This window comes from Acidiphilium cryptum JF-5 (genome assembly GCF_000016725.1).
Lineage (GTDB): Bacteria > Pseudomonadota > Alphaproteobacteria > Acetobacterales > Acetobacteraceae > Acidiphilium > Acidiphilium multivorum.
This window is the reverse complement of the sequence record NC_009484.1, coordinates 1,923,035-1,938,262: the sequence shown is the minus strand read 5'-3', so window position 1 is coordinate 1,938,262 and position 15,228 is coordinate 1,923,035. Positions and strand designations below refer to the sequence as shown.

12 protein-coding genes are annotated in these 15,228 nt (G+C 72.4%); 6 read left to right on the top strand and 6 right to left on the bottom strand.

What is annotated here, in order from left to right:
• Window positions 1-6 precede the first annotated feature (6 nt).
• From ACRY_RS11215 to ACRY_RS11205, 3 genes are all read left to right on the top strand, one after another.
• Window positions 7-315 carry a succinate dehydrogenase assembly factor 2 gene (locus tag ACRY_RS11215; protein WP_013640192.1) on the top strand — a complete coding sequence of 103 codons (309 nt, stop codon included), beginning with the start codon at window positions 7-9 and terminating at the stop codon, window positions 313-315.
• Window positions 312-3,746, top strand: a complete 3,435-nt coding sequence (mfd, locus tag ACRY_RS11210) for a transcription-repair coupling factor (RefSeq protein WP_007422886.1) — start codon at window positions 312-314, stop codon at window positions 3,744-3,746. Before ACRY_RS11215 ends, mfd begins: the two co-directional genes overlap by 4 nt.
• Window positions 3,747-3,907: 161 nt before the next feature.
• Window positions 3,908-4,318, top strand: a complete 411-nt coding sequence (locus ACRY_RS11205) for a DUF4168 domain-containing protein (RefSeq protein ID WP_011942466.1) — start codon at window positions 3,908-3,910, stop codon at window positions 4,316-4,318.
• Here the strand turns inward: ACRY_RS11205 and ACRY_RS11200 are convergent, their stop codons facing one another.
• Complete coding sequence (locus ACRY_RS11200) at window positions 4,319-4,663, bottom strand: YbjQ family protein (RefSeq protein ID WP_011942465.1); 345 nt, start codon at window positions 4,661-4,663, stop codon at window positions 4,319-4,321. It lies immediately after the preceding gene.
• 81 nt (window positions 4,664-4,744) lie between these two features.
• Between ACRY_RS11200 and ACRY_RS11195 the strand changes: the two genes are divergently transcribed.
• Together ACRY_RS11195 and hutC are read left to right on the top strand one after the other, a co-directional pair.
• A complete protein-coding gene (locus ACRY_RS11195; protein WP_011942464.1) occupies window positions 4,745-5,638 on the top strand; it encodes an N-formylglutamate amidohydrolase in 894 nt (297 codons plus the stop codon).
• A gap of 2 nt (window positions 5,639-5,640) precedes the next feature.
• The gene (hutC, locus tag ACRY_RS11190) at window positions 5,641-6,405 is read left to right on the top strand and encodes a histidine utilization repressor (protein ID WP_007422586.1); all 765 of its coding nucleotides are present in this window, start codon (window positions 5,641-5,643) and stop codon (window positions 6,403-6,405) included.
• A 3-nt stretch (window positions 6,406-6,408) separates the two neighbouring features.
• Here the strand turns inward: hutC and hutU are convergent, their stop codons facing one another.
• Genes hutU through hutI form a run of 4 tightly spaced genes read right to left on the bottom strand, consistent with a single transcriptional unit; the run spans window position 6,409 to window position 11,643 of the window.
• A complete protein-coding gene (gene hutU / locus ACRY_RS11185) occupies window positions 6,409-8,079 on the bottom strand; it encodes a urocanate hydratase (RefSeq protein WP_011942463.1) in 1,671 nt (556 codons plus the stop codon).
• Window positions 8,080-8,084: 5 nt separating this feature from the next.
• Complete coding sequence (gene hutG / locus ACRY_RS11180; RefSeq protein WP_011942462.1) at window positions 8,085-8,918, bottom strand: N-formylglutamate deformylase; 834 nt, start codon at window positions 8,916-8,918, stop codon at window positions 8,085-8,087.
• Window positions 8,915-10,441 carry a histidine ammonia-lyase gene (gene hutH, locus ACRY_RS11175; protein ID WP_007422583.1) on the bottom strand — a complete coding sequence of 509 codons (1,527 nt, stop codon included), beginning with the start codon at window positions 10,439-10,441 and terminating at the stop codon, window positions 8,915-8,917. Before hutH ends, hutG begins: the two co-directional genes overlap by 4 nt.
• Window positions 10,438-11,643, bottom strand: a complete 1,206-nt coding sequence (gene hutI, locus ACRY_RS11170; RefSeq protein WP_011942461.1) for an imidazolonepropionase — start codon at window positions 11,641-11,643, stop codon at window positions 10,438-10,440. Before hutI ends, hutH begins: the two co-directional genes overlap by 4 nt.
• 82 nt (window positions 11,644-11,725) lie before the next feature.
• Between hutI and ACRY_RS11165 the strand changes: the two genes are divergently transcribed.
• Window positions 11,726-13,096 carry a formimidoylglutamate deiminase gene (locus tag ACRY_RS11165; RefSeq protein WP_011942460.1) on the top strand — a complete coding sequence of 457 codons (1,371 nt, stop codon included), beginning with the start codon at window positions 11,726-11,728 and terminating at the stop codon, window positions 13,094-13,096.
• A gap of 16 nt (window positions 13,097-13,112) precedes the next feature.
• Here ACRY_RS11165 and ACRY_RS11160 read toward each other — a convergent pair whose 3' ends face one another.
• A complete protein-coding gene (locus tag ACRY_RS11160) occupies window positions 13,113-15,071 on the bottom strand; it encodes a sigma-54-dependent Fis family transcriptional regulator (protein ID WP_011942459.1) in 1,959 nt (652 codons plus the stop codon).
• Between the last annotated feature and the right edge of the window lie 157 nt (window positions 15,072-15,228).

Genomic DNA, 15,228 nt, shown 5'->3' with positions numbered 1-15,228 from the left:
GCCATCATGACCGAAGTATCGTCCGAGGCGCTCATCCAGCGCCGCCGCCGGCTGCTCTACCGCGCGACCCATCGCGGCACCTACGAGAACGACCTGATGATCGGCGGCTTCGCCCGCAAATACATCGACGGGATGGACGATGAGGCGCTCGACGCGCTGGAGGCGGTGATGGAACACCCCGATGCCGAGCTGGCCGACTGGCTGACCGGCCGCAAGCCGGTCCCGGCCGAGGCGGAGTCGGACATGCTCCGCCGCATCCGCGACGAGGCGGCGGAGATCGCCCAGGGCGAGTTCGGCGCCAAGCGCGGGCGATGAGCCTGCTCACCGTCTACGGCGCGCCGGAAGGGTTCGACGCCGACCTGATCGCCCGCCGCGCCGCCGAGGCGGGCACGGTGCTGCACATCGCGCGCGACGATGCCCGCCTCGCCCGGCTGGAGGACGCGCTCGCCTTCTTCGCCCCCGCCGCCGAGATCATCCGCTTCCCCGCCTGGGACTGCCTGCCCTACGACCGCGTCTCGCCCAACCCGGCGATCGTGGCCGACCGCGTCGCCGCCCTGGCCCGGCTGCTGGAACCGGCGAAGGGCACCCGCATCGTGCTGACCACGGTGAACGCCGCGGTCCAGCGCACCCCGCCGCGCGCGCGCTTCGCCGATGCCAGCCGCACCATCGCCCCCGGCGGCGCCGCCCCGCCGGACGATCTCGCCCGCTTCCTCGAACAGCGCGGCTATCACCGCGTCGGCACCGTCATGGAGCCGGGCGACTTCGCCGTGCGCGGCGGCATTTTCGATGTCTGGCCCTCCGGCGAGCCGGCGCCGGCCCGCATCGACCTGTTCGGCGACACGGTGGACACGCTCCGCCGCTTCGATCCCGGCACCCAGCGCAGCGGCGAGGCGCTGCCCTCGCTCACCTTCCGCCCCGCCTCCGAACTCCCGCTCGACGCCGACTCGATCAGCCGCTTCCGCACCGGCTTCCGCGAGCTGTTCGGCGCCGAGGCGCTGACCGACCCGCTCTACGAATCGGTCTCCGAGGGCCGCCGCCATCCCGGCATGGAGCATTTCGCGCCGCTCTTCTGCGCGACGATGGAAACCGTGTTCGACTATGCGCCCGGTGCCGCCATCAGCCTCGACCACCAGGCCGAGGAGGCCGCCGCCGCCCGCTTCGAGATGATCGCCGATCACTACGAGGCCCGCTCCGCCCCGCCCCGCGCCGGCGAGGCGCCGTACCGGCCGGTCGCGCCCGCGCGCCTCTATCTCGACCGCGCCGGCCTCGATGCGCTGCTCCGCGCCCGCGGGGCAACCGTGTTCTCGCCCTTCTCCCGGCCCGAGGGCGCCGAGGGCGTGGAAGCCGGCGGCCGCCCCGGCGCCATCCTCGCCTCCGCCCAGGGCATCGCCTCGGTCTATGAGGAATTCCGCCTGCTCGCCGCCCGCTGGCGCGAGGCCGGGCGCCGCGTCGTCCTCGCCGCCTGGTCCGCCGGCTCGCGCGACCGTCTCGCCGCCCTGCTGCGCGACCACGGCATGCGCTCGATCCCGATCGACAACGCCGCCGAGGCCCGCATCGCCCAGGGCGACGCCGTGCTGCTCGCCGTCCTCGGTCTCGAACGCGGCTATGTCGCCGACGATCTCGCCATCGTCGCCGAGCAGGACCTGCTCGGCCAGCGCATCGCCCGCCCGCCGCGCCGCCGCCAGCGCGCCGACCAGTTCATCGCCGACGCTACCGAAATCGCCGAGGGCGATCTCGTCGTGCATCAGGATCACGGCATCGGCCGCTATGACGGGCTGGTGACGCTGAGCGTCGAGGGCGCGCCGCATGACTGCCTGCGCATCCTCTATGATGGCGACCAGAAGCTCTTCCTGCCGGTCGAGAACATCGACATGCTCTCCCGCTTCGGCAGCGAGACCGCCGGCGTCGGGCTCGACCGCCTGGGCGGCGCCTCCTGGCAGGCGCGCAAGGCCAAGGCCCGCAACCGCATCCGCGACATGGCGGCCGGCCTCATCCGCATCGCCGCCGAGCGCAAGCTGCACGACGCCGCGATCCTCGCCGCCGATGACGGCGCCTTCGCCGAATTCTGCGCCCGCTTCCCCTACACCGAAACCGAGGACCAGGCTCGCGCCATCGCCGACGTGATGGAAGATCTCGCCGCCGGCAAGCCGATGGACCGGCTGGTCTGCGGCGATGTCGGCTTCGGCAAGACCGAGGTCGCGCTCCGCGCCGCCTTCATCGCCGCGATGTCCGGCGCCCAGGTCGCCGTGGTGGTGCCGACCACGCTGCTCGCCCGCCAGCACTACCGCCTGTTCTCCGAGCGCTTCGCCGGCCTGCCCATCCGCGTCGAGCAGCTCTCCCGCCTCGTCTCCGCCAAGGATACCGCGAAGGTGAAGGCCGGCCTCGCCGACGGCACGGTGAACATCGTCGTCGGCACCCATGCGCTGCTGTCGAAAACGATCGCCTTCGCCGACCTCGCGCTGCTGATCGTCGACGAGGAGCAGCATTTCGGCGTCGCCCACAAGGAACGGCTGAAGCAGCTCAAGGCGGACATCCACGTCCTCACCCTGACCGCGACGCCGATCCCCCGCACCCTCCAGCTCGCGCTGACCGGCGTGCGCGACCTCTCGCTGATCACCACCCCGCCGGTCGACCGTCTCGCCGTGCGCACCTTCATCATGCCGTGGGACAAGCTGGTGATCCGCGAGGCCATCGCCCGCGAGCGCTTCCGCGGCGGGCAGATCTTCTGCGTCGTCCCGCATATCGAGGATATCGACCGGATGCGCGAGCGCCTGGCCGAGATCGCGCCGGACCTGCGCACCGCCACCGCCCATGGCCGCCTGCCGCCGACCGAGATCGAGCGGGTGATGACCGAGTTCAGCGAAGGCAAGCACGACGTCCTGCTCGCCACCAACATCGTCGAATCCGGGCTCGACATGCCGGCGGTGAACACGATCCTGATCTGGCGCGCCGATCTCTTCGGCCTCGGCCAGCTCTACCAGCTGCGCGGCCGCGTCGGCCGCGGCAAGCAGCGCGGCTACGCCTATCTCACCTGGCCCGCCTCGCACACGCTCGCCGCCTCCTCGCAGAAGCGCCTCGAAGTGATGCAGACGCTCGACACGCTCGGCGCCGGCTTCACCCTCGCCTCGCACGATCTCGACCTGCGCGGCGCCGGCAACCTGCTGGGCGACGAACAGTCCGGCCATATCCGCGAGGTCGGCATCGAGCTCTACCAGCAGATGCTGGAGGATGCGGTGGCCGAACTGCGCGCGGCCGGCGGCAGCGAATCGCGCGAGGCCGCGCGGGACTGGACGCCGAATATCAGCCTCGGCCTGCCCGTCCTCATCCCCGAAGCCTATGTGGCCGACCTGCCGGTCCGCCTCGGCCTCTACCGCCGCATCGGCGGACTCGCGACCGATGCCGAGAGCGAGGCGCTCGCCGCCGAGCTGGTCGACCGTTTCGGCCCGATGCCCGAGGAGGTGGAAAACCTCCTCGCCACGGTGGCGCTGAAGCGCGCCTGCCGCGCCGTCGGCGTCGAGAAGCTGGAGGCCGGGCCGAAGGGCATGGTCGTCGCCTTCCGCGGCAACGCATTCGCCAATCCCGGCGGCCTCGTCGCCTGGCTCGCCACCCGCGCCGGCCTGCTCCGCCTGCGCCCGGACCACAAGCTGGTCATGGTCCGCGAGATGGACGTGAAGGCCCGCCTCGCCGCGGCCCGCGACATAATATCGAACCTGCAACGCATTATCGACCAGTCGAAGGCGGCATGAATCGAATTCGTAACTAAACGAATCGAAACTTGCCTCATCCTGCCGGGTCCTCATCTTCTCGTGAGGAAGGCGGCCGCTCCTCGGCCGCCCAGCCCACGTCCGCCCCGCGGCCGTGACGCTCGCGGCCGCTCCCCGGCCGTCCAGTACAGGAGGTCATGCCCATGACAGACCGAACCCTTTTCCGCGCCAGCGCCGTTGCCCTGATCGCCGCCGCGATGGCGGGCGCGCCGGCTTTGGCGGCGACCGGCAGCCCCGCCGCCGCCGCGCCCGCGCCCACCACCGGGTCGATGTCCGCGGCGCCGTCCGCATCGCCGCAAACCATCGCCAGGGCCGGCAAGGCCCTGCACCAGGTGCTCGAGATCAACCACAGCTACGGCGCGAAGCTCGCCCACACGACCGATCCCGCCGGCAAGCAGCGCCTGATCGCCTCGGCCAAGGACAAGGCCACCACCGCCATCACCGCGCAGGGCCTCACCGTGCGGCAATACGACCAGGTGCTGGCCGAGGCCCGGCAGAACCCGGCCCTGCGCGCCCGGCTCTTCGCCGCCGCCGGCCTGCCGGCGCAGAAATGATCACATGACCGCTTCGAGGATCACCGCCGTCCCATAGGCGGTGACCTCGTTCATCGCCTGGCCCTGGCCGGCGTCGAACTCCCCGGAATCGAACCGCATCCCGATCACCGCATTGGCGCCGAGCGAGGCGGCATGCGCCTTCAGCGCCGCGATCGCCTCGTCCCGCGTCTGGTTGACCATGGCGATGTAGCCCTCCTGCGAACCGCCGAAAATCGCGCGGATGCCGCCGAGCATGTTGCCCACGATGGTCCGGCTGCGGATCGAGGTGCCATAGACCGGGCCGACCACCCGGGCGATCCTGGCATTGGCCACCTCGTTGACGGTGACGACGAGAATTTCGTTCATGGCCTGGGTCCGTTCCTGCCTGTCCAACCGCGCGTTCATATCATTGACCGGGCGCGGCCGCATCGGCTTTATGATTTTGTCATGGATCTGGTTCCCCCGCGCCCCGAACAAGACGCCGCCGCCTGCGCCGACGGGGAGCTGCCCCCCTGCGTCCTCACCCGTCCGCCGCGCCAGTCCGCCCCGGTCGTGGTCGCCTCGCCGCATTCCGGCCGCGCCTACGCGCCGGATTTCCTCGCCCTCTCCCGGCTCGACGCCCGCGCCCTGCGCAAGAGCGAGGACGGCTTCGTCGACGAGCTGTGCGCCGGCGCCCCCGGCCTCGGCCTGCCGCTGCTCGCCGCCCGCTTCCCCCGCGCCTGGTGCGACGTCAACCGCGAGCCCTGGGAACTCGACCCCGCGATGTTCGAGGACGCCCTGCCGCCCTATGTGAACGCCACCAGCCCCCGCGTCGCCGCCGGCCTTGGCACCATCGCCCGCGTCGTCGCCTCCGGCGAGCCGATCTACCGCCGCAAGCTCCGCTTCGCCGAGGCGCAGGCGCGGATCGAGGCCTGCTGGCGCCCCTATCACGCCGCCCTGGCCGGGCTCATCGCCGAAACCCGCGCCGCCTTCGGCGCCTGCCTCCTGCTCGACATCCATTCGATGCCGCGCCCGCCCGGCCTGCCGCACGGCCACGGGCCGGACATCGTGGTGGGCGACCTGCACGGCGCCTCCTGCGCCCGCCCGGTCGTGCAGCTGGTCGAGCAGGCCCTGCGCGGCGAGGGCTTCGCGATCCGCCGCAACGATCCCTATGCCGGCGGCTACGTCACCCGCCACTACGGCCGCCCGCGCGAGCACGTCCATGTCGTGCAGATCGAGATCGCCCGCGCCCTCTACATGGACGAGGCGACGATGCTCCGCCTGCCCGGCTTCGCCGCGCTGCAGGCGAGCCTCACCCGCATCCTCGCGCGGGTCGCCGCCGCCGTGCCGGCGCTGGTCTGACCATGGCGCCTCCCGATCGCGAACCCGCCGCGCGGGTGCCGCTCTACGCCCGGGTGAAGGAGGCGATCGTCGAGCGCATCGCCAGCGGCCAGATCGGCCCCGGCGGCCGCCTGCCCTCCGAGCACGAGCTGATGGCCGAATTCGGCGTCTCGCGGATGACGGCGCATCGCGCCCTGCGCGAACTCTCCGCCGCCGGCCTCGTCGCTCGCGTGCAGGGCAGGGGCAGCTTCGCCGCGCCGCCGCGCCCGCGCCTCGAATGGCTCGAAATCCGCGACATCTCCGATGAGATCGTCGCCTCCGGCCACCGCCACCGCGTCCGCGTCCTCGCCCAGGAAGCCACCCGCGCCCGCGCCGACCAGGCGCTCGCCTTCGGCCTGCGCCCCGGCGCGCGCATCTTCCACGCCACCCTGCTGCATTACGAGGACGACGTGCCGGTGCAGATCGAGGACCGGCTGGTCTCGCCCCGCTTCGCCCCGGATTTCCTCGAACAGGATTTCACGAAGGAGACCGTCGCCGCCTATCTCCTCCGCCTCGGCCCGGCGACCGAGACCGAGCACGTCGTCTACGCGACCACGCCCTCGCCCGAGATCCGCGCGCTGCTCGAGATCGGGCGCGACGAGGAGCAGGCCTGCCTCGTCGTCCTCCGCCGCACCTGGAGCGGCGGGCTTCCCGCCACCCAGACCGAGTTCATCCACCCCGGCGCCCGCTACGCGCTCGGCACCCGCTCCTCGATGGGCGACCGGCCGGACGGCCCGGCCGCCCCCTGAAGCTCAGCCGGTGATCCCCGGCAGGTTCAGCCCGTTCTCCCGCGCGCAGTCGATGGCGATGTCGTAGCCGGCATCGGCATGGCGCATCACCCCGGTCGCCGGGTCGTTCCACAGCACCCGCTCCAGCCGCTTCGCCGCCGCCTCGGTGCCGTCGGCGACGATCACCATCCCCGCATGCTGCGAATACCCCATCCCGACCCCGCCGCCGTGATGCAGCGAGACCCAGGTCGCCCCCGAGGCGCAGTTGAGCAGCGCGTTGAGCAGCGGCCAGTCCGACACCGCGTCCGACCCGTCGCGCATCGCCTCGGTCTCGCGGTTGGGGCTGGCGACCGAGCCGGAATCGAGATGGTCCCGCCCGATCACCACCGGCGCCGACAGCTCGCCCCGCGCCACCATCTCGTTGAACGCGAGGCCGAGCCGGTGCCGCTGCCCGAGCCCCACCCAGCAGATCCGCGCCGGCAGGCCCTGGAAGGCGATCCACTCGCGCGCCATGTCGAGCCAGTGATGCAGATGCGGATCGTCGGGGATCAGCTCCTTCACCTTCGCGTCCGTCCGGTAGATGTCCTCGGGGTCGCCCGACAGCGCCGCCCAGCGGAACGGCCCGATCCCCCGGCAGAACAGCGGCCGGATATAGGCCGGCACGAAGCCCGGAAAGTCGAACGCGTCGGCCACCCCCATCTCCTGCGCCATGGCGCGGATGTTGTTGCCGTAGTCGAGCACCGGAATCCCCATCCGCCAGAAATCGAGCATCGCCCGCACCTGCCCGGCCATCGACCGCTTCGCCGCCAGCGCCACCGCCTCGGGGTCGCGCTCGCGCATCGCCGCCCAGTGCTCCAGCGTCCATCCCGCCGGCAGGTAGCCGTTCACCGGATCATGCGCCGAGGTCTGGTCGGTCACGATATCCGGGCGGATGCCGCGGCGGACGAGTTCGGGAAACACCTCCGCGGCATTGCCGAGCAGCCCGATCGAGACCGGTTTTCCGTCGCGCTTCGCCGCCTCCAGCATCGCCAGCGCCTCGTCGAGCGTGTCGGCCCGGCGGTCGAGATAGCGCGTGCGCAGCCGCATCTCGATGCGCGAGGGCGTGCACTCCACCGCGATCATCGAGGCCCCGGCCATCGTCGCCGCCAGCGGCTGCGCCCCGCCCATGCCGCCGAGCCCGCCGGTCAGGATCCACCGCCCGGCGAGATCGCCGCCGTAATGCTGCCGCCCGGCCTCGACGAAGGTCTCATACGTGCCCTGCACGATGCCCTGCGAGCCGATATAGATCCACGACCCCGCCGTCATCTGGCCGTACATCATCAGGCCCTTGCGATCGAGTTCGTGGAAATGCTGCCAGTTCGCCCAGTTCGGCACCAGGTTGGAATTGGCGATCAGCACGCGCGGCGCGTCCGCATGGGTGCGGAACACGCCGACCGGCTTGCCCGACTGCACCAGCAGCGTCTCCTCCGGCCCGAGGTCGCGCAGCGCGCCGAGAATGCGGTCGAAACTCTCCCAGTCCCGCGCCGCCCGGCCGATCCCACCATAGACGACGAGTTCCTCCGGCCGCTCCGCGACATCGGGGTCGAGGTTGTTCATCAGCATCCTGAGCGGCGCCTCGGTCAGCCAGGACCGGGCGCTGAGATCGCTGCCATGCGGCGCGCGGATCGTCCGCGCATTGTCGAGACGACGATTCATCCTGTTCATTCCTTCGAGTTCGCGAAATCGACGCAGTCGCGCAAAATCTGTTCCAGCACGGAGCGCAGCGTCGCCGCCCGTGCCGGATCGTACGGCGCCGGCCAGTTCGCCGCACTGGGCGCTGACGGCTCCTCCATGTAGCCGCGGCAGGCGAGTTCCATCTGCACCGCATGCACGCCTTCGGCCGGCGCGCCGTGATGGCGCGTGATCCAGCCGCCGACAAACCGCCCGTTAGAAACGTGGCTGAACCCCGCCTCGGCGCAACGTCCGGCGATCCGTGCCGCAAGTCGCGGATCGGCCGCCCGCCCGCGATCGGTGCCGATATTGCAGACCGGCAGCTCGCCCTCGAACAGTCGCGGAATCACCGAGCGGATCGAGTGGCAGTCATACAGCACGACCCGCCCGTGCAGCGCCCGCAGCCGCGCGATCTCGCCTGCGATAACATCGTGATAGGGATCGTGATACGCCTGCCGGCGCCTTGCGATTTCCGCCTCGTCCGGCTCCCGCCCGTCGCGATAGAGCGGCGCGCCGTCGAAATCCGTGGTCGGGCATAGCCCCGTCGTCGCCTGGCCCGGATAGAGCGAGGCGCCGGACGGATCGCGGTTGACGTCGATCACGCTGCGCGAGATCCGCGTGCGGATCACCGTCGCATCGAGCCCGGGCGCGAAATCGTAGAGCCGGTCGATCCACCAGTCCGCATCCCGCAGCGCCTGCCAGGACGAGACGAAATCCCCCGCCAGCGCCTCGGGAATTTCGGTCCCCGTATGCGGAATGCTGACCAGCAGCGGTGCGGCACCCCGCCGCAGCTCGATGAACGGGGCAGGGGAGGGGGCGCTCACGCGTCGAGCTCCGGCAGCGCGTCGCATCCCGCCGCCCGCTCGGCGGCGCCGCTCTCGATCAGCGCCCGCGCCCGCGCGATGTCCGGCGCCATCAGCCGGTCCTCGCCGAGCACCGGCACGCTCTCCCGCAGCACCGCGTGCATCCGCCCGAGCGGCGCGCTGGTCGCGAGCGGGGCGAGCAGGTCGATCCCCTGCGCCGCCATCAGATACTCGATCGCCAGGACATGCGAGAGATTGTCCGCCATCCTCAGCAGCCGCATCGCCCCGTGCGTCGCCATCGAGACATGGTCCTCCTGGTTGGCCGAGGTCGGGATGGAATCCACGCTGGCCGGATGCGCCAGCATCCGGTTCTCCGCGACCAGCGCCGCCGCGGTCACCTGCGGAATCATGTAGCCCGAGTTCAGCCCCGGCGCGCGGGTCAGGAAGGCCGGCAGCCCCGAATGCGCGGGATCGACCAGCAACGCGATCCGCCGCTCCGCCAGCGACCCCGCCTCGGCGATCGCCAGCGCGATCTGGTCGGCGGCGAAGGCGACGTATTCGGCGTGGAAATTGCCGCCCGAAATCACCTCGCCGGTCTCGGCGAACACCAGCGGATTGTCCGACACGCCATTGGCCTCGGTCGCCAGCGTCCGCCCCGCCTGGCCGAGCAGGTCGAACACCGCGCCCATCACCTGCGGCTGGCAGCGCAGCGAATACGGGTCCTGCACGCGCGGATCGCCGATCCGGTGCGAGTCGCGAATCCCGCTTCCCGCCAGCAGCGTCCGCAGCGCCGCCGCCACCGCCATCTGCCCCGCATGTCCGCGCAGCGCGTGGATGCGCGGATCGAACGGCGCGTCCGACCCCCGCGCCGCATCCGTCGTCAGCGCCCCGGTCAGCAGCGCCGCGCGGCACAGGCGCTCGGCGCGGAACAGCCCGGTCAGCGCGATCGCGGTCGAAACCTGCGTGCCGTTCAGCAGCGCCAGCCCCTCCTTCGGGCCGAGCACCAGCGGCGCCATCCCCGCCCGGCCGAGCGCCGCCGCGGCATCCTCCCGCCCCGCCGCGCCCAGCACCTCGCCGATGCCGAGCAGCGCGCAGGTCATGTGCGCGAGCGGCGCGAGATCGCCGGAGGCGCCGACCGAGCCCTGCGCCGGAATCACCGGCAGGATGTCATGATCGAGCAAGCCCTGCAGCGCCTCGATCGTCTCCCACCGCACGCCCGAGGCCCCGCGCGCCAGGCTCGCGAGCTTCAGCGCGATCACCATCCGCACGATCGGCGCCGGCAGCGCCTCGCCCACCCCCGCCGCGTGCGACAGCACGAGATTGCGCTGCAAGGTGGCGAGATCCGCCGGCTCGATCCGCGTCGAGGCGAGGCGCCCGAACCCGGTATTGATGCCGTAAACCGCCTCGTCCCTCTCCAGGATCGCGGCGACGCATCCCGCCGCCGCCTCCACCGCCGCGCGGCATCCCGCATCCAGCCGCGCCGCGTCCCCCTCCTGCACCGCCCGCCAGTCGGCGAGCCGCATCGTCCCCGGTGAAATGATCACGCATCAACTCCTTTCAGAACGCGCCGCTCCAGCGGCGCCGGCCCAACCCAGGCGAGAACCTGGTCGAGGCTGTCCACACTCCAGATCGCGAGGTCGCACGACCGCCCTGCGTCGATCGCGCCGCATTCGCCGCCGAGCCCGAGCGCATCGGCGGCATGGCGGGTGATGCCGAGCCAGGCTTCCTCGAAAGAAAGGCCGAAGAACACGCAGGCCATCTGCGCCGAAAGCCGCAGCGAGGCGATCGGCGAGGTGCCCGGATTGCAGTCGGTCGCCACCGCCATCCGGCATCCCGCCGCGCGCATCGCCGCGACATCCGGCCGCTTCGCCTCGCGCAGCACGTAATAGGCGCCGGGCAGCAGCACCGCGACGCTGCCCGCCCGCGCCATCGCCGCGATTCCCTCGGCCGAGGCATATTCCAGATGATCGGCCGACAGCGCGCCGAACCGCGCCGCCAGCGCCGCCCCGCCGCCCTCGGCGCGCTGGTCGGCGTGCAGCTTCACCGCCAGCCCCGCCGCCCGCGCCGCGGCGAACACCGCCGCAACCTCCCCGGCGCCGAAGGCGATCTCCTCGCAGAACGCATCGACCGCATCCGCCAGCCCCGCCTCGGCGATCGCCGGAATCATCCGCCGGCACACGAGATCGAGATAGGCGGCCCGGTCCATCTCCGGCGGCATCGTGTGGGCGCCGAGATAGGTGGCGGCGACGCGGAACCGCCCCGCCCGGCCGATCGCGCGCGCCGCGCGCAGCATCGCGAGTTCCGTCGCCTCGTCGAGCCCGTAGCCCGACTTGATCTCGACCGTCGTCACCCCCTCCGCCGCCCAGGCAGCCAGCCGCGCCTCGGCGCCCGCCCGCATCGCCGCCTCGTCCAGCGCCCTCGTCGCCCGCATCGTCGCGCGGATGCCGCCGCCTTCGCGGGCGATGCTCTCATAGCTCTCGCCGGCGAGCCGCCGCGCGAACTCGCCCGAGCGGTCGCCGCCGAAAATCAGGTGGGTGTGGCAATCGACCAGCCCCGGCGTGATCCAGCGCCCGGCGCAGTCGATTGTCTCCGCCGCTTCCAGCGACGGCATCTCCGCCTCCGGCCCGGCCCAGACGATCCGTCCGTCCCGGCTCGCCACCGCGCCGCCCTCGACCACCCCGAGCCCGGGGCGGTCCGGCGCGCAGGTCGCCAGTCGCGCATTCCGCCACAGCCGGTCGCATCGCATGATACCCTCCTGACAACGCCGAACAAAATGTATATACAACTAGCCGAACGACGATGGCAACCCATTCCCGAAAGGACCGACCATGCGGCGACTCTGGCTCGAACAGGCTTTTCTCCCCGAAGGATGGGCATCCGGCGTCGCGCTCGACATCGACGGGTCCGGCCGCATCGCCGGCCTCGCCGCGAATGCCCCGCCGGCCGATCGCGAAACCGTCCCCGGCTGCGTGCTGCCCGGCCTGCCCAACCTGCACAGCCACGGCTTCCAGCGGGCGATGTCCGCGCTCGCCCAGCGCCGCCGCGCCGCCGCCGAGGATTTCTGGTCCTGGCGCGGCGTGATGTACCGCACCGCCCTCGCGCTGCCGCCGGACGACATCGCCGCCGTCACCGCCATGGCCTTCATGGAAATGCTCGAGCGCGGCTTCACCGCGGTCGCCGAATTCCATTACCTGCACAACGATTCCGCCGGCGCCCCCTATGCCGATCCCGCCGAGCTCGCCACGCGGGTGATCGAGGCGGCGGCGCAAACCGGCATCGGCCTCACCCTGCTGCCGGTGCTCTACAGCGCCGCAGGCCCCAACCGCCCGCCCGAGCCGGGCCAGCGCCGCTTCATCACCGATCTCGACGGGTTTCTGCGCCTGCACGCGGCCACGGCGGAACGGCTGCGCGCCCTGCCGGGCGCCGTGCTCGGCGCCGCGCCGCACTCGCTGCGCGCCGCCCGCGCCGCCGATGTCGCCGCCCTGTCCGGCCTGCTTCCCGAAGGCCCGCTCCACATCCACGCCGCCGAGCAGACCGGCGAGGTCGCCGAGGTCGAGGCCGCGCTCGGCGCCCGCCCGGTCGAATTCCTGCTCCGCGAGGCGGGGGTCGACGCCCGCTGGTGCCTGATCCACGCCACCCACATGGCGGCCGAGGAAACCGCCGGCCTCGCCCGCGCCGGCGCCGTCGCCGGCCTCTGCCCGATCACCGAGGCCGATCTCGGCGACGGCATCTTCAATGGAAACACCTTCATCGATGCCGGCGGGCGTTTCGGCGTCGGCACCGATTCGAATGTCGCGATCGAGGCCCCCGCCGAGCTGCGCCAGCTCGAATGGAGCCAGCGCCTGCGCGACCGTCGCCGCCTCGTCCTCGCCGACCCGGCGCGCGACGGCGGTTCGACCGGCGCCGCCCTCTACCGTGCGGCCCTCGCCGGCGGCGCGCAGGCCCTGGCCCAGCCCATCGGCGCCATCGCCCCCGGCTGCCGCGCCGATCTCGTCTCGCTCCGCCGCGCCGGCACCGACCTCGCCGCGCTCTCCGCCGAAACCCGGCTCGATCACTACATCTTCGCCGGCGGCGCGCGGCTGGTCGACCGTGTCTACGTCGCCGGGCGCTGCCTTGTGCGCGAAGGCCGGCACGATGCCCGCGCCGCCATCGAATCCCGCTTCGCCGCGGCCCTCCGCCGCCTGGAGGACGCGCTCTGAACTTGTATGTACAATCTCAGCCCGGCTGGCCGCCATCCTCGCGGATCAGCGCCAGCCGGCGATAGAGCGTGTTGCGGCTGATCCCGAGCCGCCGCGCCGCCCGGCTCATGTTGCCGCCCGCCGCCTCGATCGCCTGCAGGATCAGCTGGTCCGCCCCCTCCCGCAGCGAGGCCGCCGGCACGGCTGGCGCTGGCGCCACCGCCGCCACCGGCGCGTCCGCCTTCGCCGGCCGGGCGCCGCCGCGCAGTTCCTCGGCGATATCGTCCGGCAGGTGCTCCCAGCCGATCTCCGTCTCGTCCGCCTCGCACATCGACAGGCCGATCCGCAGCACATTGGCGAGCTGGCGGATATTGCCCGGCCAGTCATGCGCCCGGAACGCCGCCATCAGCCCGGGGGCGACGCCGCGTACCGTCTCCCCCGCCGCATCGAGCCGCAGGATGCGCTCGACCAGCGCATCGAGGTCGGTGCGCCGGCGCAGCGGCGGCAGGGCGACGCCGAGCCCGTTGATCCGGTAGAACAGGTCGGCGCGGAACCGCCCCTCGGCCACCGCCCGGCGCAGGTCGCAGTTGGTCGCGCAGATCAGCGCGAAATCCACCGGCGCCGGCCGCCCGCCGAGCGGGGTCACCACCCGCTCCTCCAGCACCCGCAGCAGCCGGGTCTGCATCGCCAGCGGCATGTCGCCGATCTCGTCGAGGAACAGCACGCCGTCCGCCGCCTCGCGGATGCGCCCCGGCGCGCCCTCGCGCCGCGCCCCGGTAAAGGCGCCGGGCGCGTAGCCGAACAGCTCCGCCTCGATCATCGTCTCCGGCAGCGCCGCGCAGTTGACGGCGACGAACGGCCCGCCCCGCCGCGGCCCCGCGGCGTGGATCGCCCGCGCCATCACGTCCTTGCCCACCCCGGTCTCGCCATGGATCAGGATCGGGATCGCCCGCCCCAGCGCCCGCCGCACCTGGCCGATCGCCCGCGCCACCAGCGGATCGCCGGTCTCCAGCGCCGCCAGCGCGTCGGTCGGCCAGATCGTCCTCGGCCGCGCCGGCCGCGCCGCCCGCGGCATGTCGACGCGCAGGAACACCCGTCCGCCGCCCGGCGGCCGCAGCTCCAGCGGCTCGCCGCCGCCGCGCCGCTCGCGCGCCAGCAGCGCCTCCACCGTCTCCTCGAACACCTCCACCGCCGACACCTGGCCAAGATCCTCGCGCCGCAGGCCGAGCATCTGCATCGCCGCCCCGTTCGCCCCGCGCAGCGTGCCGTCCGCCCCGAACGCCACCACCCCCTCGGCCAGCGTCCCCACCCCCTGGCGCGAGGCATGGAAGCGCAGCTTCACGTCACGCAGATGTGACATCTCGAACATCCGGTTCTCGATCATCTGCGCCGCCGCCCGCACCAGGCCGAACGTGTGCGGATGATACACCCGCTGGTCGCAGGAAATGTCGATCACGCCGAGCAGCTCGCCGGTCGAGGCGGTGAGGGGGGCGGCGGCGCAGGCGAGGAAATTGTTCCGCTCCAGGAAATGCTCCGCGCCGTGGACGACGACCGGCGCCGCCTCGATCAGCGCGGTGCCGACGGCGTTGGTCCCGCGGTCCGTCTCCGCCCAGCTCGCCCCCGGCTGCAGCGCCACCCGCGCCGCCCGCCCGCTGAAGCCGGGATCGCCCACCGCGTCGAGCAGGAAGCCGTTGCAGTCCGACAGCAGCACGATGCAGCCGGAATCGCGGATCTGCCCGTAGAGATATTCGATGATCGGCCGCGCCCGCAGCGCGAGGTCGGAAACCCGCTCCTGTGCCGCGCGCAGCTCGGCGCCGCAGAGATGCGGGGCCTCTCCCGCCGCGCGGTCGGGCGCGAGCCCGGCGCTGACGCAGCGCTGCCACGACCGCGCGAGCAGCGGGCTCGGCGCCGCCCCTGGCAGCCCGGCGGAGAGCCGCTCCTTGCCGGCCCGCAACCGCGCGGACCTGTCGTCGTGATGTGTGGAAAGATGGTCCATGGGCGTAGTCCGTCCTGCGTTTCCTCGATCGTCGCGGCGCGCTCCTGCTGGCGGCCGTCGTCATGTTTGCCTGACACTATGCCCCGTCGTCCCGCCATGCAACGGAACAATGCGAAACGTCCCGTTTTGGGACAGTGTCCCCGATCGGGACGTCCCG

Excerpts from the sequence above, each read along its gene's own strand:
- ACRY_RS11160 (WP_011942459.1), bottom strand. The coding sequence starts at position 15,071 with ATGGACCATCTTTCCACACATCACGACGACAGGTCCGCGCGGTTGCGG.
- ACRY_RS11215 (WP_013640192.1), top strand. The coding sequence starts at position 7 with ATGACCGAAGTATCGTCCGAGGCGCTCATCCAGCGCCGCCGCCGGCTG.
- hutI (WP_011942461.1), bottom strand. The coding sequence starts at position 11,643 with ATGCGATGCGACCGGCTGTGGCGGAATGCGCGACTGGCGACCTGCGCG.
- ACRY_RS11165 (WP_011942460.1), top strand. The coding sequence starts at position 11,726 with ATGCGGCGACTCTGGCTCGAACAGGCTTTTCTCCCCGAAGGATGGGCA.
- hutU (WP_011942463.1), bottom strand. The coding sequence starts at position 8,079 with ATGAATCGTCGTCTCGACAATGCGCGGACGATCCGCGCGCCGCATGGC.
- ACRY_RS11200 (WP_011942465.1), bottom strand. The coding sequence starts at position 4,663 with ATGAACGAAATTCTCGTCGTCACCGTCAACGAGGTGGCCAATGCCAGG.
- mfd (WP_007422886.1), top strand. The coding sequence starts at position 312 with ATGAGCCTGCTCACCGTCTACGGCGCGCCGGAAGGGTTCGACGCCGAC.
- ACRY_RS11205 (WP_011942466.1), top strand. The coding sequence starts at position 3,908 with ATGACAGACCGAACCCTTTTCCGCGCCAGCGCCGTTGCCCTGATCGCC.
- hutC (WP_007422586.1), top strand. The coding sequence starts at position 5,641 with ATGGCGCCTCCCGATCGCGAACCCGCCGCGCGGGTGCCGCTCTACGCC.
- ACRY_RS11195 (WP_011942464.1), top strand. The coding sequence starts at position 4,745 with ATGGATCTGGTTCCCCCGCGCCCCGAACAAGACGCCGCCGCCTGCGCC.